General features: G+C 43.6%; 20 protein-coding genes. 10 read left to right on the top strand and 10 right to left on the bottom strand.

The genetic code is table 11. The annotated features are described in order from the left end of the window. The first annotated feature begins 1 nt into the window (after window position 1). The 10 genes from dxs (at window position 2) to pcp (ending at window position 11,604) form a co-directional block, all read left to right on the top strand. Complete coding sequence (gene dxs, locus BDE27_RS02480) at window positions 2-1,867, top strand: 1-deoxy-D-xylulose-5-phosphate synthase (protein ID WP_099132472.1); 1,866 nt, start codon at window positions 2-4, stop codon at window positions 1,865-1,867. A 17-nt stretch (window positions 1,868-1,884) separates the two neighbouring features. After that, window positions 1,885-2,175: a 2OG-Fe dioxygenase family protein gene (locus tag BDE27_RS19735; RefSeq protein ID WP_244208660.1), complete on the top strand. Its 291-nt coding sequence runs from the start codon at window positions 1,885-1,887 to the stop codon at window positions 2,173-2,175. A 532-nt stretch (window positions 2,176-2,707) separates the two neighbouring features. After that, on the top strand, window positions 2,708-3,382 hold the full coding sequence (locus tag BDE27_RS02470; protein WP_099132471.1) for a helix-turn-helix transcriptional regulator: 675 nt from the start codon (window positions 2,708-2,710) through the stop codon (window positions 3,380-3,382). Between the two features lie 129 nt (window positions 3,383-3,511). Next, entirely contained in the window at window positions 3,512-4,513 is a 1,002-nt protein-coding gene (locus tag BDE27_RS02465) for a LacI family DNA-binding transcriptional regulator (protein ID WP_099132470.1), read from the top strand. A gap of 40 nt (window positions 4,514-4,553) precedes the next feature. Beyond that, complete coding sequence (gene nhaC / locus BDE27_RS02460) at window positions 4,554-5,993, top strand: Na+/H+ antiporter NhaC (RefSeq protein WP_099132469.1); 1,440 nt, start codon at window positions 4,554-4,556, stop codon at window positions 5,991-5,993. Between the two features lies 1 nt (window position 5,994). Next, complete coding sequence (locus BDE27_RS02455; protein WP_099132468.1) at window positions 5,995-7,173, top strand: MalY/PatB family protein; 1,179 nt, start codon at window positions 5,995-5,997, stop codon at window positions 7,171-7,173. A gap of 1,021 nt (window positions 7,174-8,194) precedes the next feature. Further along, window positions 8,195-8,875, top strand: a complete 681-nt coding sequence (locus BDE27_RS02445) for a helix-turn-helix transcriptional regulator (protein WP_099132467.1) — start codon at window positions 8,195-8,197, stop codon at window positions 8,873-8,875. 301 nt (window positions 8,876-9,176) lie between these two features. After that, a complete protein-coding gene (locus tag BDE27_RS02440; RefSeq protein ID WP_099132466.1) occupies window positions 9,177-9,905 on the top strand; it encodes a DUF969 domain-containing protein in 729 nt (242 codons plus the stop codon). Beyond that, window positions 9,905-10,921, top strand: coding sequence for a DUF979 domain-containing protein (locus BDE27_RS02435; RefSeq protein WP_099132465.1), 1,017 nt, complete (start codon window positions 9,905-9,907; stop codon window positions 10,919-10,921). Before BDE27_RS02440 ends, BDE27_RS02435 begins: the two co-directional genes overlap by 1 nt. Window positions 10,922-10,956: 35 nt before the next feature. Beyond that, window positions 10,957-11,604 (top strand): pyroglutamyl-peptidase I, encoded by a 648-nt coding sequence (pcp, locus tag BDE27_RS02430; RefSeq protein ID WP_099132561.1) that lies wholly within the window; start codon window positions 10,957-10,959, stop codon window positions 11,602-11,604. Between the two features lie 46 nt (window positions 11,605-11,650). Here the strand turns inward: pcp and pgpA are convergent, their stop codons facing one another. The 10 genes from pgpA to tgt form a co-directional block, all read right to left on the bottom strand. Then, window positions 11,651-12,142: a phosphatidylglycerophosphatase A gene (gene pgpA, locus BDE27_RS02425; protein WP_099132464.1), complete on the bottom strand. Its 492-nt coding sequence runs from the start codon at window positions 12,140-12,142 to the stop codon at window positions 11,651-11,653. Then, on the bottom strand, window positions 12,135-13,181 hold the full coding sequence (gene thiL / locus BDE27_RS02420; RefSeq protein ID WP_099132463.1) for a thiamine-phosphate kinase: 1,047 nt from the start codon (window positions 13,179-13,181) through the stop codon (window positions 12,135-12,137). Before thiL ends, pgpA begins: the two co-directional genes overlap by 8 nt. A 97-nt stretch (window positions 13,182-13,278) precedes the next feature. Further along, window positions 13,279-13,695, bottom strand: a complete 417-nt coding sequence (gene nusB, locus BDE27_RS02415; RefSeq protein WP_099132462.1) for a transcription antitermination factor NusB — start codon at window positions 13,693-13,695, stop codon at window positions 13,279-13,281. 30 nt (window positions 13,696-13,725) lie between these two features. Then, complete coding sequence (gene ribH / locus BDE27_RS02410) at window positions 13,726-14,196, bottom strand: 6,7-dimethyl-8-ribityllumazine synthase (protein WP_074021384.1); 471 nt, start codon at window positions 14,194-14,196, stop codon at window positions 13,726-13,728. Window positions 14,197-14,294: 98 nt separating this feature from the next. After that, complete coding sequence (gene ribD, locus BDE27_RS02405) at window positions 14,295-15,416, bottom strand: bifunctional diaminohydroxyphosphoribosylaminopyrimidine deaminase/5-amino-6-(5-phosphoribosylamino)uracil reductase RibD (protein ID WP_099132461.1); 1,122 nt, start codon at window positions 15,414-15,416, stop codon at window positions 14,295-14,297. Window positions 15,417-15,421: 5 nt separating this feature from the next. Then, a complete protein-coding gene (gene nrdR / locus BDE27_RS02400) occupies window positions 15,422-15,871 on the bottom strand; it encodes a transcriptional regulator NrdR (protein ID WP_074021387.1) in 450 nt (149 codons plus the stop codon). Between the two features lie 122 nt (window positions 15,872-15,993). Further along, window positions 15,994-16,962, bottom strand: coding sequence for a protein translocase subunit SecF (gene secF, locus BDE27_RS02395; protein ID WP_074021389.1), 969 nt, complete (start codon window positions 16,960-16,962; stop codon window positions 15,994-15,996). A 10-nt stretch (window positions 16,963-16,972) separates the two neighbouring features. Continuing rightward, on the bottom strand, window positions 16,973-18,820 hold the full coding sequence (secD, locus tag BDE27_RS02390) for a protein translocase subunit SecD (RefSeq protein WP_099132460.1): 1,848 nt from the start codon (window positions 18,818-18,820) through the stop codon (window positions 16,973-16,975). Between the two features lie 28 nt (window positions 18,821-18,848). Continuing rightward, on the bottom strand, window positions 18,849-19,187 hold the full coding sequence (gene yajC / locus BDE27_RS02385) for a preprotein translocase subunit YajC (RefSeq protein WP_074021392.1): 339 nt from the start codon (window positions 19,185-19,187) through the stop codon (window positions 18,849-18,851). 139 nt (window positions 19,188-19,326) lie between these two features. Next, a complete protein-coding gene (gene tgt / locus BDE27_RS02380; protein WP_099132459.1) occupies window positions 19,327-20,451 on the bottom strand; it encodes a tRNA guanosine(34) transglycosylase Tgt in 1,125 nt (374 codons plus the stop codon). Between the last annotated feature and the right edge of the window lie 85 nt (window positions 20,452-20,536).

Raw genomic sequence — 20,536 nt, 5'->3', positions numbered from 1 at the left:
CATGAGCATTGATATAGCGAAATATCCAACATTGGCATTGGCAGAAACTCCAGAAGAGCTTCGCCTGCTACCCAAAGAAACCTTGCCAAAGTTATGCGATGAACTGCGTCAATTTTTGCTGAACAGTGTCAGCCGCTCCAGTGGTCACTTTGCTTCCGGCCTTGGCGCTATCGAATTAACCGTCGCACTCCACTATGTTTATAAAACCCCTTTTGACAATTTAGTCTGGGACGTTGGTCATCAGGCCTACCCGCACAAAATTTTAACTGGACGTCGTGATCGCATTAATACCATTCGGCAAAAAAATGGCCTTCACCCCTTCCCCTGGCGGGAAGAAAGTGAGTACGACACCTTGTGCGTCGGCCACTCATCCACATCAATCAGCGCTGGCTTAGGTATGGCTATTGCTGCCGAACATGAAGGCAAAGGCCGCAAAACGGTATGCGTCATTGGGGATGGAGCCATTACTGCGGGTATGGCTTTTGAAGCTATGAACCATGCCGGCGATATCGATCCCGACATGCTGGTTATTCTCAATGATAATGAAATGTCTATCTCTGAAAACGTGGGAGCATTGAATAACCATCTGGCACAGATCCTGTCAGGCAAGCTGTATACAACCCTGCGTGAAGGTGGTAAAAAAGTTTTTTCCAACCTGCCTCCTATCAAAGAGTTATTGAAAAAAACGGAAGAGCATCTGAAAGGCATGGTTGTTCCTGGAACGCTGTTCGAAGAGCTTGGGTTTAACTATATCGGGCCTGTTGATGGCCATGACGTACTGGCGCTAACCCAAACTTTGAAAAATATGCGTGAACTGAAAGGGCCACAATTCCTGCATATCATGACTAAAAAAGGTCGTGGTTATGCACCAGCGGAAAAAGATCCTATCAGTTGGCATGCCGTCCCCAAATTCGATCCCTCTGCGGGTTCTTTGCCCAAAAGCGCAGATACTCGTCCGACATTTTCCAAAATCTTCGGTGACTGGCTGTGTGAAGAAGCCGCCCATGATAAAAAACTGATGGCGATCACCCCAGCCATGCGCGAAGGTTCCGGTATGGTGCGCTTCTCCCGCGAATATCCTGAACAATATTTTGATGTCGCGATTGCCGAGCAGCATTCCGTCACTTTTGCCGCAGGTCTGGCTATTGGCGGCTATAAACCTATCGTTGCCATTTATTCCACCTTCCTGCAACGCGCTTATGATCAAGTGATCCACGATGTCGCCATCCAAAACCTGCCTGTTTTATTTGCCATCGACCGTGGCGGCATTGTCGGTGCAGATGGTCAGACCCATCAAGGGGCATTCGATCTTTCCTTCCTGCGTTGTATCCCGAATATGGTGATTATGGCACCCAGCGATGAAAACGAATGCCGTCAGATGCTACATACCGGATATCATTATCAAGCAGGCCCTGCTGCTGTTCGTTATCCTCGTGGTACAGGTACAGGTGCTGAACTCCAGCCACTGGAAACATTGCCAATCGGCAAGGGTGTAATCCGCCGTCAGGGAGAGCGCATTGCGATCCTGAACTTTGGCACACTATTATCCTATGCGCTGCAAGCGGCTGAAACCCTGAACGCAACCGTTGTAGATATGCGTTTTGTCAAACCGCTGGACAAAGAGCTGGTGCTGGAAATCGCAGCCAGCCACGAGCTGCTGGTGACTTTGGAAGAGAATGCCATTATGGGCGGTGCAGGCAGTGGTGTTAACGAACTGCTGATGCAGGAAAAGTTGTCAGTTCCCGTATTGAATCTGGGTTTACCGGATGACTTTATTCCACAAGGAACGCAACAAGAACTTCATGCTGATTTAGGGCTGGATGCGGCGGGTATTCAAAATAGTATCGAGAAATATCTGGCTAAATAATCTCTAATAATGGATGAGTGTTTTTATTAAACATTCATCCATTTTACTTTCTGTTTTTATTTCCTATAACTCAAATCAAACATATCATTTTATTCAATAAAAAATTGAACTGTACTTCAGTCATTTTGGTACTCTTCTTAAATAAATCTCCGCCCTTATTACACACCGCAATGGGACATTTTCTTGAAACACTCGCAATAGACGATAAACAACTTTATCATCGGGCAAGCAATGTTCGACAAATATCTCCTACAAATGCGGCATTTCGGGATTTGTTGTTGGTAACTTTCCGGCATATTCCTGAATAACAAATGAGCGAATAATAATGTCAAGCCAGGAAAATAGTCATTCAGTGGCGCACGATTGGCGAGCTACCAGCTACGTAGCCACAACTTATTCCACGGCTTGCCACTGACAGTATTAGTCTGGTCTTGTTGTGGGTACGGCGTTTCACTACAAGCAAAGTGTAATTATTGCAAATCGGATAACCAGCACCGACTGGGAACGTGATCCTACGGTGCTGATTTTTTCCAGTGATCAACAAGATAAAAAAAGCAACTAAAGTCACATTTTCACACTTCATGAAACCGGTTACATGAATAACAAGCTCTTCTCACATTCCATCTGAAATAAATGCGTTACTTTGTCCATAACAATCAAGTTCAAAACCGGTGAAGAATGTTCGAGTTACCTCGCGGCGACAGGGAAAAAATCTAAAAGCACATAGATCATGACTACGCGGTTAGGAAAATTGTGATTAGGGTAATGATTGAGGGGTGAGTGTAGCTCACAAAGCAGTAACTTGAAAAATAACGGGTATGACATTATTGAAGGTTATATATGAGTCAAATCACTCCTCAGTTAACAAATATGTGGGATAAAAGTCATGAATCTTGGTTTGTAAAAGACAAGAAACTCGGTTTTATATATGCAAATAAAGCGTTTATGACGTTAAATAACTTGCCTGAACAGTTTGATGTTACAGGATATACTGAGAAAGAGTTACTGACACCATTTAACCATCTTGTTCACCTGTTTGAAGAACATGATCGTAAGGTTTTACAATCTATGCAACGAATATCATCTATCGGAGCTTATTTTCAACACAATGATCAACAACTAAAACCCTATTTCTGTGAAAAATACCCATTAATGGATGAAAATAATCAATGCATCGGAATAATTGGTCACGCCAAAGAAATAAATCATTTTTCAGTCCATTATTACATTAAAAATGACATTTCTATCTCTATTGACCTTAGTCCGCCTAATAATATATTGACAGAGAAAGAATGGTTGATAATTTTTTTGTTCTGTCGTGGTGTTAGTAATAGAGATATTGCTAACGAGCTGAAAATCTCATATCGTACCTTGGAAAGGTATTTTAATGTTATCTATGAAAAATTCTCAATTAGTTCAGCGATTGAATTGAAATTTCTTTGTGAAAAAAATAATTATGACCTCTATATCCCACCTAACTATTTAAAATCTATAGACCATGTTTTGCTATATTAGGGATGGTATCTACATGCTAAATCCTCTGTCACTTACCCACGAGGCTAATTTAGGCCTTCATGAGAGTTTAAATAAATTGGAATATGATTCCATTTCATATTTATCTTACATAATTGCGGGGGAAATAGCATGGCCACTATGAAAGACGTAGCACTTCGAGCCGGCGTGTCTGTCGCTACTGTTAGCCGTGTCATTAATAATACAGCTTACGTCGAACCAGGCACCCGTGAACGGGTAGAAAAAGCGATGCGTGAATTCGACTACCACCGCAATTATGCCGCACTTGCATTGGCGAAAAGATGCGGGAATATGCTGGGCTTACTGACTGGTAATTTAGCTGATCCTTTTTTCTCCCTTTTAGCTCGCGGAGTTGAAAAAATTGCCCGAAAAAAAGAAGCCAAACTTATGGTTTGTAGTGGCGGACACCAAGCTGAACTCGAAAAATCTGCCTTGAATTTTTTAATCAACCAAGGATGTGAAGCAATAGTTGCCCATATCAGCAGAATGAGCGATGCAGATATATTACGTTATGCCGCTCATACGCCAGGGTTAGTGATTATCAATCGATATCTTCCGGCCATCGCTAACCGGTGCATCTGGTTAGATAATGTCAGCGCTTCCCAAACTGCAACTGATTATCTTCTCCAAAATGGTCATCGTAGAATTGCTTGTATAACGGCAGATTTACCTATCGATGATAGAAGGCTCCGCTTAGAAGGATACTATGCTGCAATGACTAATGCAGGTATCACCGTCCCTGGCAATTGGATTATTAGCGTTCCATTTAACGAAGAAGGTGGAGAACAAGCGGCAGAAAAACTCTTAAGCAGCGGTATCAACTTTACTGCGGCAGTTACATTCAATGATGTTATGGCTGCTGGTATGATGAGATACCTGCATCGGCAAAAAATCAACTTACCTGAACAGCTATCAATTGTTGGATTTGATGATGTCATCACGGCCCGATATCTCTGTCCTCCCTTAACGACTGTACACAACCCAGTCGAACAAATGGCTCAACGAGCGGCCAATCTCGCATTACAACTCAGCGCTAAAAAAGAGCTACTTCCACAAATGAATATGTTCTCAGCGGAACTCGTCATAAGAGATTCCGTATTTTCAATAAAATAACTTTTTATTTCAATAAGGTACATAAAACTGGGATTTTTATATGGATGATAAGAAGAAGTTGAATCTGGGACTCGCCATACTGCCAATCGCAGCAATGCTCCTGTTGCTAATTATTGGTTATGGTCAACTAGGCCTACGTATCGAAGCTTTATTGCTTGTTTCAGCAGCAATAGCTGCAACTTTAGCATATTGGCAAGGCTACCGCTGGAATGACATTATTGATGCCATTGTGGCAAAACTGGCCAAAGCAATGCCAGTGATCATGATACTAATTTGCGTTGGAGGTTTAATTGGCACCTGGATGTTCAGTGGAACCATACCTTATATGGTTTACTGGGGATTAAAACTGATTAGCCCGCAATACATACTCATTGCCGCCTTCTTTATCACAAGCTTAATTTCAGTTTGCACTGGCACATCATGGGGATCAGCCGGAACAGTAGGTGTTGCCCTAATGGGAGTAGCCGCTGGCCTTGATGTGTCTTTAGCTGCGGCAGCGGGTGCGGTTGTTTCAGGGGCGTATTTCGGTGATAAAATTTCACCGTTATCTGACTCAACTAATTTTGCTGCAATCGTTGCCGATACTGATCTTTACAGTCATATTCAACACTTAATGTACACCACTGTTCCAAGCTTCATTTTAGCCACCATTGTTTATTTTATTGCAGGTCATACGAGCTTAACGGATAACGTGGCAACTCCCGAAAAAATCACAGAAATCCTGTACTCTCTTGAAAGCCTGTATCACTTCAATTTATTGCTGATTTTGCCTCCGATACTGGTGTTGTGGGGAGCCATAACAAAACGCCCAGTGATACCAACCATGCTGGCTGCCTGTATATTGGCTATTGCAATCGGCATAGGTCTTCAGGGATTCACCCTTAAACAAGGCCTTAATGCATTAATTGATGGTTTCAATCTCTCCATGTTCTCTGACCAGGGACACAGCATCACCGGGATCGTTAGCGATGTTCCCCGCCTGCTCAATCGCGGTGGTATGTTCTCAATGATGAGTACTATACTGCTTGTATTCTGTGCATTCGCGTTTGCCGGCGCGTTAACACTCACTGGCGCTTTAGCCATTATTATTAATCGGCTTCTGCAAGCTGTTCGCACAACTGGCCAACTCATCGCTGCAACCCTATCCACAACCATTCTGCTAACTGGCGCAACCTGTGATGGAAAACTGGCTCTTCTCATTCCGGCAGAACTGTTTAAGGGGGCTTATTGCCGGATGGGACTGGATAACAAAAATCTGTCACGAACTATAGAAGATGGCTGTACAGTCGTCGAACCCCTGATCCCTTGGACTTCTGCGGGCATTTATATGGCTACAACATTGGGTGTCAGTACCCTTGATCTGCTACCTTGGGCAATCCAGTGCTATGCTGCCGTCTTTTTGGCTCTCATTTATGGCTTTACTGGTTTCGGTATTGCAAGAATCCCAGCGGAAAACCCCCTAAAGAAAAAGGAAATTTAACGTGGAATCACCTGATTTCAACCAGATAATCGATCGCCATAATTCAGGTTCTGTTAAGTGGGATTTTTTAAATCGTTATCTGCATTTAAATGAAACTGATCTGCTACCAATGTGGGTTTCTGATTTCGATTTTCAATGTCCCAAAGAAGTTCTGCAAGCCCTATCTTCCCGCATTGATCACGGTATTTTTGGTTATAGTGAGCGCGACGATCTCTACTACCAGGCAGCAATAGACTGGTTTTCAAGACGTCATAAGCTGACTTTACACAGGGACTGGTTCACATCGATAGAAGGTGTCATACCTGGATTAGCTTTACTGATACAAATGCTGAGTAAACCAGGGGAAGGCGTCATTGTACAAGGGCCTTATTATTCTTCATTTGCCAAAGTTATTACGATGAACGGCAGGGCGGTTATTGAAAACCCACTACTTGAAGACATCGAAGGCTATAAAATTGACTATGACCATCTAGAACACATATTGGAGCAACACAGACCACCTTTGCTATTATTATGTAACCCACACAATCCCACTGGCCGCTGTTGGGATCGTGACGAGCTGCTCCAGCTATTGATACTCTGCAAAAGATACGGTACGACGGTAATTTCTGATGAAATTTGGGCTGATTTAATTTTACCTTGGGGAAAATTCACCTCAATATTGCATCTTGGAAATGAATGGCATAGTCACGTGATTGCGGCCACCTCAGCCAGTAAAACGTTCGGGCTTGCATCGCTGCGTATATCAAACTTTATTATTCCAGATCGCACTTTCCGACAAGCTTTTAATGATCGGTTAAACGCTCACGGGTTAGATGTATTTAATTCATTATCTATGACTGCGGCTACAGCAGCTTACCAGTATGGAGATACATGGCTTGATAAGCTACAAGATTATCTGGCTGAAAATCGTGACTGGTTCGAACAGGCTTTAGCGTCTTCTGTCCCCTGGTGTCGAATGACCAAAGCGGAAGGTACATATCTGGCCTGGCTGGATTGTCGCAATTTAGGTTTGGATGATAATACCTTGCAACAGCTATTAATACAAAAAGCCAAAATAGCCGTTTCAATGGGATACAGTTTTGGTGATAAAGGAAAAGGGTTTATCCGAATAAATTTAGGTTGTCCCCGTCAATATCTTGAAAAAGCTATTAGTGGTTTGGCTCAGTTAACAACATAAAGCTAATGCATAAAAATAAAAAAATAGTCTAGAAACTGCTCCTGTTTTAACCCTATGATCATACCTGAAACTTTCCACCAGGAAAGTTTCAGGTAATTAATCCTAACTATTGACTAAAATACATACTCCTTATTTTCCCTTATTTTAGTTATTCAAAGTACTAATGTTTATATCCTATTTAAGATTGATTTTTATATTATTACAGGTTATTCCCTGGAGATGGCGCTGGTACAAAACACTAAAAATAGAACAATAGATATTCGTATAAATTTTTATAACCGATAACATTCTTAGATATTTTAATTATTTTTTGGAATATTGTAAGCGTATGAAATACTTTAATGAACATCTTTTTCCTTAGGAAAAAATAGCATTAAACACTTAGCGTCAATTAACCAATATTTAAATGTTAATATCGTGTTAATGATAAGTAATGGTTTTATAACACTATCCATTTTCATCAATTGTAACGTAACATGTATTCAGTTTTAAATTGATAAAACCCTATTTTTCATATTAGTAATTGCCATATTAAAATTAATAAACAACCAATCTTTGACTGGATAATTATTGTGCCATATTATATGACTAACTTATTTAAACTATAATAAAAAACAATAAAAATAATAGGTTAATAGTTAATATATAAAATATGAAAAAATAAAATAATATCATCCTGAAATTAATTCATATGTAGGGAAAAAATGTTGCTCCTTGGGGAGCAAAAGATCACCAATTGGCCGCCATTGAGTGGGAAATTCTTTTTCTGATCTTACGCTCACTGGATGAAAAAATATCAGTAAGGAATTAATGATAAACACAGAAGATACTGTTAATCATATAAAATCAATTTACCAAAAGTTTAATTTTTTAAACCATATAGATCTGCAAGACTTCTGCAAAGAACAAAAATTTTGATCGCTATATCCCTGAAACGTTTGTCACAGTTAGTAGTAGAGAAATAAGCAGCAGAGAAATAGACTAATTTTTCATGCTCCAAATTTAACAAAGGAATAATAATATGAATAATAAACCCATCATTTCACCTCAAATAATTAACACACTAGCAATAAGTGATGATCCCTGGGGAATAAAAGATAAAAACTCATGCTTTATTTACGGTAACAAAGCGTTAAGTTCGATTAAAGGATTTTCTGATTCATTTGATTTTGAAGGGCTTTACGATGACGAACTTCCTTGGGATGGGGCTGAGTTTGCCAAGGCATATATTCATCATGATCAAAAGGTCATGCAAGATGAAAAATCATATATTTCACTTGAAACACATATTTGGGGAGAAACAAAAACATTATCCTCTTACTTTTGTGAAAAATCACCGTTTTATCATGAAAATGGAGAATGTATAGGAATTATATACCACCTATGGAAAGCCCAAGATTATTCATTAACTCGTCTATACCATGGAAAGCTCCCTGCTTCTATTATGTTTCAACCACCAACTCATTTATTTACCCAACGAGAATGGGACGTCATTTTTCTCTCTTTGCACAAATATACCAGTAAGCAAATTGGTAGAATATTAAATATTTCTTATCGTACTGTCGAAAATTATACAGCTCAAATATATAAAAAAGCGGGTGTTAGCTCTGCTCAACAATTGGAAGAATATTGTCGCTTTAATAATTTCGATCTCTATGTGCCAGAAAGATTTTTGCGTCCTGAAAGCCGGCTTTTTGTTTGAATTTCAAATGTTGTAGTCTCCACATTAATACCGATATTTAATGCCCGTACGGTATCACGGATATCGGTTTTATCCCCTTTGGTTTCCAAGCCGATTAGCAACCCCTCCTCTCATCCAATAAACGCTTTTCCATCCAAGAAGTGATCTTCATTCCATTTTTACAATCCATTGCGAATTTTATTTGCTTATTTGTTAGTCGAAGTCTATTTATTGCTCAACAATATAAACACAATGCATTAACAATAAACACGATCTAAACCCACAATAAAGAAACAATACATCTATCATAGGGAAATAAAATATGCAGCAAACTATCAACTTTTGGCCCCTAATCGGGATCGCTGTCATCATCATCGGTTTTGTTATCCGATTTAATCCGGTTCTGGTCGTCACCATTGCTGGCCTTGTCACGGGATTGGCTGCTCACATGCCGATAGCTGATATTTTGGAGAAGTTAGGTTCTGGGTTTGTTAATACCCTAAATTTAACACTAACCATCCTGTTTCCTTTAGTTATCATTGGCCTATTGGAAAGGCATGGGCTAAAAGAACGAGCCCAGAAATCCATTGCTCATATCAAAATGGCGACAACCGGGCGTTTATTGATTGTCTATCTGTTTATACGAGAAGTCTCTGCCGCATTAGGTTTAACCAGTTTAGGCGGGCATCCGCAAATGGTTCGTCCCCTCTTGGCTCCTATGGCAGAAGGGGCGTCTGAAAATCAATATGGAGAATTGCCGGATTCAGTTCGCCACCGTATTCGCGCTATGTCCGCAGCAACGGATAATACCGGTCTGTTCTTTGGGGAGGATATTTTTGTCGCCTTCGGGGCAATTATCTTTATGCACAATTTCATGCTGGAATCAGCGGGTATTCACACCGAACCACTACATATTGCCCTTTGGGGGCTACCTACTGCCATTTGTGCTTTTCTAATCCATTCCACTCGGTTATATCGCCTTGACTATCGAATTGCCAACGAACTGAATGCGTTGAATCACACCAGGCTACATAGCAAGGAGGAGAAATAATGTTTCAGTTACAGTATCTCTACGTACTGGCAGGCATACTCTTGATGGCTGTCGCTATCATGTCATGGTGTGATAAAACTAATCCTCGCCGTTTAACTACCGGTCTATTCTGGGCGCTTTATGGTTTAATCTTCCTGATGGGGAAATGGAGTCATTATATAGTAGCTATCTGGATCAGTGATGAAGCTTATGCCCAAAGAATTGCCTATATTAGTATCGGGGTGCTGGTCGTTTTTATGGCACTATTGGCAGGATTTGGTGGAGTTCAACTGGGAAATTATCATCAAAGTACCCCAGAACAACGGCTGGAAGACGCTAATCGTCTTGGCAATAAACTATTTTTTCCCGTCCTGCTGATCCCCGTTGTCACAATTATTGGTGTGTTGATGTTTAATCACATTCCAGGCTTACAACAAGCAGTCTTTGGTGAGGGAAATCATTCAACCCTCGTAACGCTCTTTTCAATTACTCTCGGCTGCCTGATAGGATTAATTATGGCATTACGCATAAGTCGTGATGCCATAATACAGCCAATACAGGAGACTCGCCGCCTGCTCGACGCCATTGGCTGCGTATTCATTCTGCCACAACTTCTGGCTACGCTCGGATTGCTGTTTACTGCCGCCGGCATAGGTACGGTGATTACCTACCTAACCGAAAATTATATCGCGGTCGATAATCGCTTTATCGCCGTGGTAGCGTACGTTTTTGGGATGGCTCTGCTGACTATGGTTATGGGTAATGCTTTCGCGGCTTTTCCCATCGTTACTGCCGGTATTGGTATTCCCATTTTGATCTTACAGCACGGTGGCAATCCTGCCGTTATGGCTGCCATTGGTATGTTCTCCGGCTATTGCGGTACGTTGATGACACCCATGGCGGCAAATTTTAATCTCGTCCCTGCAGCCCTGTTAGAATTGCCTGACCGCAATGCCGTTATCAAGGCACAAATCCCCACAGGATGTGTCTTACTATTTACCAATGTATTTCTGCTCTATTTTCTACTCTTCTTATAAAATAACAACAAGGAACAGTAATGCAAACTACTTCCATAAAAACCATTCTCGTCACTGCTTTTGAGCCTTTCGCTGGTGAAACCATCAATCCATCATGGGAAGCCGTTAGGCCATTGCAGGGATGTCAAATAGCAGGTGCAAATATTGAAGTTTGCCAACTGCCTTGCATTTTCGATACTTCTCTGGAACAACTCTATGCGGCAATTGAACTCATTAAACCAGAAGTAGTGATTTCCGTTGGGGAAGCTGGAAACAGATCAAATATCAGCGTAGAACGTGTCGCAATCAATGTTAACGATGCCCGTATTCCAGATAATACCGGCCAACAACCCATTGACACTCCTGTCATTATCGGTGGTCCTACGGCTTATTTTTCTACCCTACCTATCAAGGCAATCACCAATGAGTTAAATAATGCAGGAATTCCTGCAACCGTATCCCAAACTGCAGGAACCTTCGTTTGCAACCATGTTATGTACGGTTTGCTGCATTATCTGAACCAACGTACTCCTGCTATACGTGGCGGCTTTATCCATGTCCCTTATTTACCTGAGCAGGCCACAAGGCATTCTGGTGCACCAAGTATGTCTGTAGAGATGATGACAACAGCCTTGAAAATCGCCATTGAGTCAGCATTGAGGAATGAAAAGGACATTACTATCTCAGGTGGGGCAACAAACTGAAAAATAAACTGGAAAAATAGCCACTGAATACCAGTGGCTATTTAACTTAGAAGGGTAACAGTTGGTAGAAATTCAGTAGCCAGATGACTACAACCGCAAAAATCGCTGCGATAATGTCATCGAGCATAATGCCGACACCACCTTTCACATAGCGGTCAAACCAGCGAATCGGCCACGGTTTCCACATATCAAAAATGCGGAATACCACAAACCCAACCAAAACCCATTGCCAGTTGAGCACAGGGATTGCCATTAGTGTGATCCACATTCCAATGAATTCATCCCAGACGACACAACCAGGATCGTCCACATTCATGGCATCAGCAGCTTTCTGGCAAATCACACAGCCAATGACTGTTCCCAATACAATAGCCAACCAAATTCCCCATGTCGGTAACTGCACCAACAGTAACCAAAAAGGGATCGCCGCCACAGAGCCCATTGTGCCCGGTATAATCGGCGATAAGCCACTACCGAATCCCGTAGCCAATAAATGCCACGGATTACTCATTTTTAAGTGGCGTTTTGCATCATCCATGCGTTCCCTCCGTTTGATCGTTTTCTTCCTGGTGTGCAGCCGGACAAGGTACTACAGGTTTTTTATCCGTTTTAAAGTGGTCAAAGCCGTTCAGATCCAACTCAATTTCTTTGTTATTGTTAAAATAGCGGATGCCTTCTGATTCTGGCCTGATTTGCCCAATACAGCAGAAACTTGCCCCCGAATGGGCCAATGCCATATTTAACGCGCCACGGTTTAGCTCAGGTACAGTGAAGCACAACTCATAATCTTCTCCACCACTCAGCGCCCATTTCAATGCCTGTTCTGCGGGAACATATTGCTGCATCGCTTCCGAATAAGGCAGCGCATCCAAATTAATACGCGCACCGCATTGGCTAGCTTGCAGAATATGGTTGAGATCAGAAATCAATCCATCGGACAAATCAATCGCAGAAGAAGCAAGATCACGCAGTGCCTGCCCTTGTAAAACACGTGGTTGTGGACGAAGATGACGCTTAACCAGCCAATTGTGGATCGCAGGATCTTCCACAATCAGGTTCTTTTGCAACAAGGCAAATCCTGCGGCGCTGTCACCTAATGTTCCGGTGACATAAATCCAATCACCGTTTCTTGCACCAGTACGACGCAACGCCCTGCCAGCCGGCACTAATCCATGTACGGTTAGCGTCAAACTCATGGGGCCCTTTGTCGTATCCCCACCAATCAACTGCATACCGTAATAGTTCAGTTGTTCAAACAGGCTATCACTAAACCGTTTTAACCAATCCTCATTGACGTCAGGTAACGTTAACGCCAACGATACCCAAGCGGGATCTGCCCCAACGGCAGCCAAATCACTGATATTGACAGCCAGTGCCTTATAAGCCAAATCTTCCGGTGAGATATCGGGAAGGAAATGGACACCAGCAACCAACGTATCTGTTGTTACCGCTAATTCTTGCTTATCAGCAACGGTCATCAGTGCACAATCATCACCAATCCCTAGGTTGACATCACGTCGGCGGATGAGAGGGCGATTGAAGTAACGTGCAATGAGGTCAAATTCACCACATGCCATAATAGAATTCCAAAAAAGTGACCAATGAGCATGAGGCCGGATTTCCGGCCTCATGTGCAAAATCATTGAGTTATCATGGGGAACTCCTGGCAAGCAATCACTTTTTCTTACGTGCTGCCGGGCCAGCTTTATCCAACACCCCATTCACGAATTTATGACTATCTTCAGCACCAAATATTTTTGCCAGTTCGATGCCTTCATTAATAGCCACTTTGTAGGGAACATCATCACGAAAGCTTAGTTCAAACATCGCAATGCGCAAAATGGCTTTTTCTACCTGACCTAACTCTTCGAGCTGACGGGAAAGATAAGGCGCCATCAAAGCATCCAATTTTGTAGCATTGACTGCTACCCCGGACAGCAATTCACGAAAATAGGTGACATCAACACCGGATACGTCCTGCTCTGACAGAAACTGCAATTCAACATCAGCAATGCTGTTTTTGGATAATTGCCATGAATAAATTGCCTGAACAGCACACTCACGAGCACGACGACGAGCAGCAGGTTTCACAAAATTCCCCTTAATTTAAAACTAAAAAATTTAGCCTTTAATGGCTTTAATTACATTGATCATTTCCAATGCAGTCAAGGCAGCTTCCGCACCTTTATTGCCCGCTTTAGTTCCAGCGCGTTCAATCGCCTGTTCAATATTTTCTGTTGTCAGAACACCCAATGTAACAGGAATGTTGCTGGACATTGCCACGCTGGACAAGCCTGAGCTACATTCGCCGGCAACATATTCAAAGTGAGCTGTTCCGCCACGGATAACAGTACCTAAAGCGATAACCGCATCATATTTTCGGGACTCTGCCAGCGCCTTAACCGTCAATGGCAGTTCATAAGCACCCGGCACCCATACTACGGTGATATTATCCGAAGAAACCTGGCCGATGCGTTCCAACGCATCAACGGCCCCTTCCAGCAGGCTGTCATTAATGAAGTTGTTAAAGCGGGCAACTGCAATGGCAATGCGGGCTTCAGGAGCTGCAACAACACCTTTGATTACGTTCATAGCCTTCCTTATACTTTATTCATATCCGCAGGGGCGCGGATCTTATCACATTATTTTTCCCTGCGTCTTGGTTTATGTCCAAACTAAAATCAACATATTTAGAGCGGCCGTAAGCGAAGACGCACATCAGGGCCAATCTGCTGAACATCAAGCAGAGAAAATTCAGGAGCATCCGATAATTTTTGCAACTCAGGAATATCGAACAATCCACGGGCACTATTTCCCAATACCTTAGGCGCGATATAAAGGATCAATTCATCTACCAAGCCTAACGACAACAAAGCCCCAGATAAAGCAGGACCGCATTCCGCCCAAACAGAATTTATCTGGCGCTTACCAAGTTGCATCATCAGCAACACTAAATCAACACCGTCACCATACGCTGGCAATAAAATCTGTTCGGCATTATCAGGCCATTTTTGATCTATCCATTCTTGCTGATCTTGCTTAGTGCGTATTAACCAACACGCTCCTGGTTGCTGGACAACTTGATGCTGGGGAGTGACACGATTTTGGCTATCTGTAATGATACGGATTGGTTGGCGAAGCAATTCTTGCGGATAAATAGCTTGTGTTTCAGCATCCAGTTCATTCCAGCGAACCGTCAGAGAAGGATCATCCGCCAGTACCGTTGCGCTGGAACTCAAAATGGCACTGCACTGCGCCCGTAGTTTCTGCACATCTTGGCGGGCTTCAGGTGAGGTAATCCACTTGCTTTCCCCCGATGCCAATGCAGTTCGACCGTCCAATGATGCACCCAGTTTCAATTGCAGGTAAGGGAACCCTGTACGCATACGTTTAAGAAAACCCTTATTCAAGGATTCCGCCTGTTCCATCATCAAACCATGTTCAACTGCAATTCCGGCCTGCTGCAATTTATACAAGCCACGCCCGGCCACTTGAGGATTGGGATCTTGCATCGCTACCACAACCCGGCTTAAGCCGGCGGTAATCAAAGCATCAGCACAAGGGGGAGTTTTACCGTGATGGCTGCACGGTTCAAGGGTAACGTAAGCTGTAGCGCCTTTCGGTTTTTCACCGGCCATACGCAAGGCATAAACTTCTGCGTGAGGTTCCCCTGCCCGTGCATGAAAACCTTCCCCGATTATCTGCCCATCCTTAACGATGACGCAACCTACATTCGGATTTGGGGATGTTGTAAAACGCCCCTGATACGCTAGCTCCAGCGCTCTGGACATATATATTTCATCAAGTGTCATAGCGTTTAGTCTTGTAATCTGGCAATCTCTTCACCGAATTCGCGAACATCTTCAAAGCTGCGATAAACAGATGCAAAACGAATATAAGCCACTTTATCAAGTTTTTTCAGCGCATCCATGACAAAATTCCCGATCATTTTGGATGGAATTTCACGCTCTCCTGTTGCCCGTACCTGTGACTTAATATGGTTAATTGCTGTTTCTACATCATCAGAGCTGACAGGGCGCTTTTCCAGTGCTTTCTGCATTCCACGACGCAATTTTTCTTCGTCGAAAGGCTCTCGAATATCATCACTTTTAATGACTCTCGGCATCACCAGCTCTGCAACTTCAAACGTAGTGAAGCGTTCATGACATTCTAGGCACTGACGGCGACGGCGCACTTGTGAGCCATCCCCTACCAGACGGGAATCAATAACTTTAGTATCAACGGCTGCGCAAAATGGGCAATGCATATCGTTTCCTGACAGTTAACCGAAGGGATAACAGTGTACCTTGAAGTGATGACGAAAAACACCCTGTCAGTAAGTACTCACAGGGTGTTTAAGCGATATCAGTGCTCGATCAGGCAAAATAATTAAGGAAGAATGGAGGGCTGATCTGCCCCTTCTTTCTCAACTTTCTGCTGGATCAAATGTTCACGCTTCATACCCAATTTCAACGCCAGTGCAGAAGCAACATAGATAGAAGAGACTGTACCGATAGAAACACCGATTAACATGACCAGTGAGAAGCCCTTCAGCATTTCACCACCAAAAATGTACAGCATCAATACAACCAACAATGTGGTTGCGGAAGTCATGATGGTACGGCTCAAGGTCTGGGTCAGGGAAATGTTGGTGATTTCATACGACGTACCCCGACGTATCTTACGGAAGTTCTCACGGATACGATCTGACACAACGATGCTATCGTTCAATGAGTAGCCGATAACGGACATCAACGACGCAACAATAGTCAGGTCAATTTCGATGTGGAACAACGACAGGATACCCAGTGTAATAATCACGTCATGCGCAAGTGCAATAACTGCTCCCAATGCCAGACGCCACTCAAAGCGGAAACCGACATAAATCAGGATACAGATCAGTGCAACCAATAACGCCATCGCTCCGGTCTGTGCCAATTCGTTTCCTACACTTGGACCCACGAATTCCACACGTTTAACCTTGGCATCTTTATCAATATCCTGGTTAATTACCGAGATAATCTTATTGCCAAGCTCTTGCCCTGCATTACCTTCCACAGGTGGCATGCGAACCATCACATCACGGCTGCTGCCAAAATTTTGCAAAAGTGGATCAGCAAAACCATGCTGGCTCAGGCTTTCACGCATCTTGTCCAGATCCGCAGGTTTACTCAGCTTCACCTCAATTACCGTACCACCGGTAAAATCAAGCCCCCAGTTAAACCCGCGTGCTCCTATCATAATGATGGAAGCGATCAACAACAGAAACGAAATCCCAAAGGCAACGTTGTCCCAGCGCATAAAGTCGATAACTTTACGCCCATAGTTTAATTGTTCAACAGTATAATCCTGTGCCACAACGTGCTCCTTAAATTGACAACTTATTGATACGCTTGCCACCGTACAGCAAGTTCACGATTGCACGTGTTCCCACTATAGCAGTGAACATTGAAGTCGCCACACCAATACTGGTAGTGATCGCGAAGCCCTTGATAGAGCCAGTACCCACTGCATATAAAATAACAGCAGTAATCAGCGTAGTCAGGTTTGCGTCGATGATACTGGAGAATGCCCCTTTATAGCCTTCATGAATTGCCTGCTGTACCGTACGGCCATTGCGCAATTCTTCTTTGATACGTTCGTTGATCAGTACGTTCGCATCCACGGCGACGGCAAGCGTCAAGACGATACCCGCAATCCCTGGCATGGTCAGCGTCGCCCCTGGCAACAGGGACATAATACCGACGATCAGTACCAAGTTAGCCAGCAACGCAGAACTCGCAATCAGACCAAACTTGCGGTAGTAAATCACCATAAATACGACAGAAGCAATCAGACCCCACAAACACGCTTCAAGTCCCTGCTCAATATTCTGCAAGCCCAGAGTTGGCCCAATGGTACGCTCTTCCACAATCTGGATTGGCGCAATCAACGCCCCAGCCCGCAGTAACAGGGATAACTGACGAGCTTCTGCCGGATTGCTAATGCCCGTAATGCGGAAACTATTACCCAGGCGTGACTGAATAGTGGCAATGTTGATAACTTCTTCTTGCTTAACCAAAATCGCACGACCATTGGCGTCTTTCTTACCGCTGTCCTTATATTCCACAAACAGCGTTGCCATTGGCTTGTGCAGATTATCTTTGGTGAAATTAGACATTGCTGTGCCACCAGCGCTATCCAGAGAAATATTCACCTGTGGATAACCGTTCTCATCAGCACTGGAGGTAGAATCGGTGATATGGTCGCCTGTCAGAATAACGCGCTTGTACAGCACAACCGGGTTGCCATCACGGGTATCTTTCACTTCTGAATCAGCCGGAATGCGGCCATATTGCACGACATTTTGATCAACATTGGTATTGACCAAACGGAATTCCAGCGTTGCAGTTGCCCCAAGGATTTCTTTCGCGCGGGCAGTATCCTGAATACCAGGCAGTTCAACCACGATGCGGTCTGCCCCCTGGCGTTGAACCAGAGGTTCCGCAACTCCTAATTGGTTGACACGGTTACGCAAGATAGTGATGTTCTGCTGTACCGCATAAGAACGGGCTTCACGCAGACGTTCATCACTCATCACCACTTTCAGCGTACTGTTGGCTTCATTAGAGAACACTAAATCACGGTGACGAGGTTCAAGATAACTTTCCGCTTTAGAACGTGCATCGTCATCACGGAAACGAACTTCGACGCCATAATTATCCGTTTTGCGGATAGTAGAATAGGGGATGCCTTGATCACGCAGTTCAGAACGCAGGCCATCAATGTTCTGTTCCTGCAATTTGCTCAGCGCGGTTTCCATATCCACTTCCATCAAGAAATGGACACCACCACGCAGGTCAAGACCCAGTTTCATCGGTTCAGCCGCGACTGCTCTTAACCAGACCGGCGTTGCAGGCGCGAGGTTCAATGCCACAACATACTGTTCACCCAGTGCAGAGACCAACGCTTCACGCGCACGGAGCTGCACATCAGTGCTACTGAAACGAGCAAGAATTGCGCCATTTTCCAATGCAATGGACTTGCTCTTGATTTGATCTTTTTCTAAAACATTACGGACTTGGTCCAGCGTTTTTTCACTGGCGGCGATGCCTCGCACGCCAGTGATTTGTACAGCCGGATCCTCACCATAAAGGTTGGGAAGTGCATAAAGCAAACCGATGAGGATCACAGCGATCAGCATCAGATACTTCCACAAAGGATAACGGTTCAACACGGCAGTTCCCTTCGGGAAAATCGGAAAATTAAATAGCCTTCATTGTACCTTTCGGCAAAATGGCAGCAACGAAGTCACGTTTGACAGTTATTTCTGTGGTGTCATTCAAGGCAATAACAACATAACCAGTATCAGACACTTTAGAGACACGACCCACCAAACCACCAGAAGTCAGTACTTCATCCCCTTTGGAGATAGAATCCATCAGTTTTTTATGTTCTTTGGTGCGTTTTTGTTGTGGACGCAGGATCATGAAATAGAAAATCAAACCGAAAACAACCAGCATGATAATCAGAGAATATGGGCTTCCCTGAGCTTGCGCTGATGCACCAGTAGCTGCCGCAGCTTCAGAAATAAAAAAACTCATCAAATTTCCCTCATTGTTATCGAAAATGTGACTGCCGAAAACATGGCTATTGAAAACATAGCTATTGAAAATCGACAGTGGCTCGATCAAAAACCAGCCCAATATGCTACACATATTGAGACTGATTAGTCACGATAAATTATATATTTAACGGCGGAACGGGTTTACCGATCTGCTGATAAAACGTTTCAACAAACTGTTCCAGTTTGCCTTCTTCAATGGCCTGACGAATTCCAGCCATCAAACGCTGATAATACCTTAAATTATGTATCGTATTCAGCCTTGCACCAAGAATTTCGTTACAACGATCAAGGTGATGGAGGTATGCCCGACTATAATTGCGGCAAGTATAGCAGTCACAATGTTCATCCAACGGAGAAGTATCTTCTTTATGTTTGGCGTTGCGGATTTTGATAACTCCTTCGGTCACAAACAGATGACCATTGCGGGCGTTACGTGTTGGCATCACACAGTCAAACATATCGATACCACGACGAACACCTTCAACCAGATCTTCCGGCTTGCCAACACCCATCAAATAGCGAGGCTTATCCAGTGGGATCTGAGGGCAAACATGTTCCAGAATACGGTGCATATCTTCTTTCGGTTCACCGACAGCCAGTCCCCCTACAGCGTAGCCATCAAAGCCGATTTCCACCAGCCCTTTTATGGAGATGTCACGCAAATCTTCGTAAACACTGCCCTGAATAATGCCAAACAAGGCATTTTTATTGTCTAATTCATCAAAACGTTGACGACTGCGGGCAGCCCAGCGCAATGACATTTCCATGGAACGCTTCGCATAATCCCAATCAGCAGGATATGGCGTACATTCATCAAAAATCATGACAATATCGGAACCCAAGTCATATTGGATTTCCATGGATTTTTCCGGGCTGAGAAACACAGGTGTTCCATTAATTGGGTTACGGAAGTGAACCCCTTCTTCCTTGATTTTACGCATGGCGCCAAGGCTGAAAACCTGAAAACCGCCAGAGTCGGTCAGAATAGGGCCTTGCCACTGCATAAAATCATGCAGGTCACCATGCAACTTCATGATTTCCTGTCCCGGACGCAACCAAAGGTGGAAAGTATTTCCCAACAGGATTTGCGCTCCCGTTTCTTTCACCTCTTCCGGTGTCATACCTTTTACCGTGCCGTAAGTTCCCACAGGCATAAACGCCGGGGTTTCCACAACGCCGCGATCAAAAATCAAACGACCACGACGGGCATTCCCATCCGTCTTTTGTAACTCAAATTTCACTTAACCTCCAGACATCAGAAAGACAGTCTGATGCTATGTTTAGATGCCATTCAAATCAGCGAAGCTGAAATGAAGAGTATTTTGA

Source organism: Xenorhabdus ehlersii, from assembly GCF_003610465.1.
GTDB classification, from domain to species: domain Bacteria; phylum Pseudomonadota; class Gammaproteobacteria; order Enterobacterales; family Enterobacteriaceae; genus Xenorhabdus; species Xenorhabdus ehlersii.
This window is presented reverse-complemented; position numbering and strand designations above follow the sequence as displayed.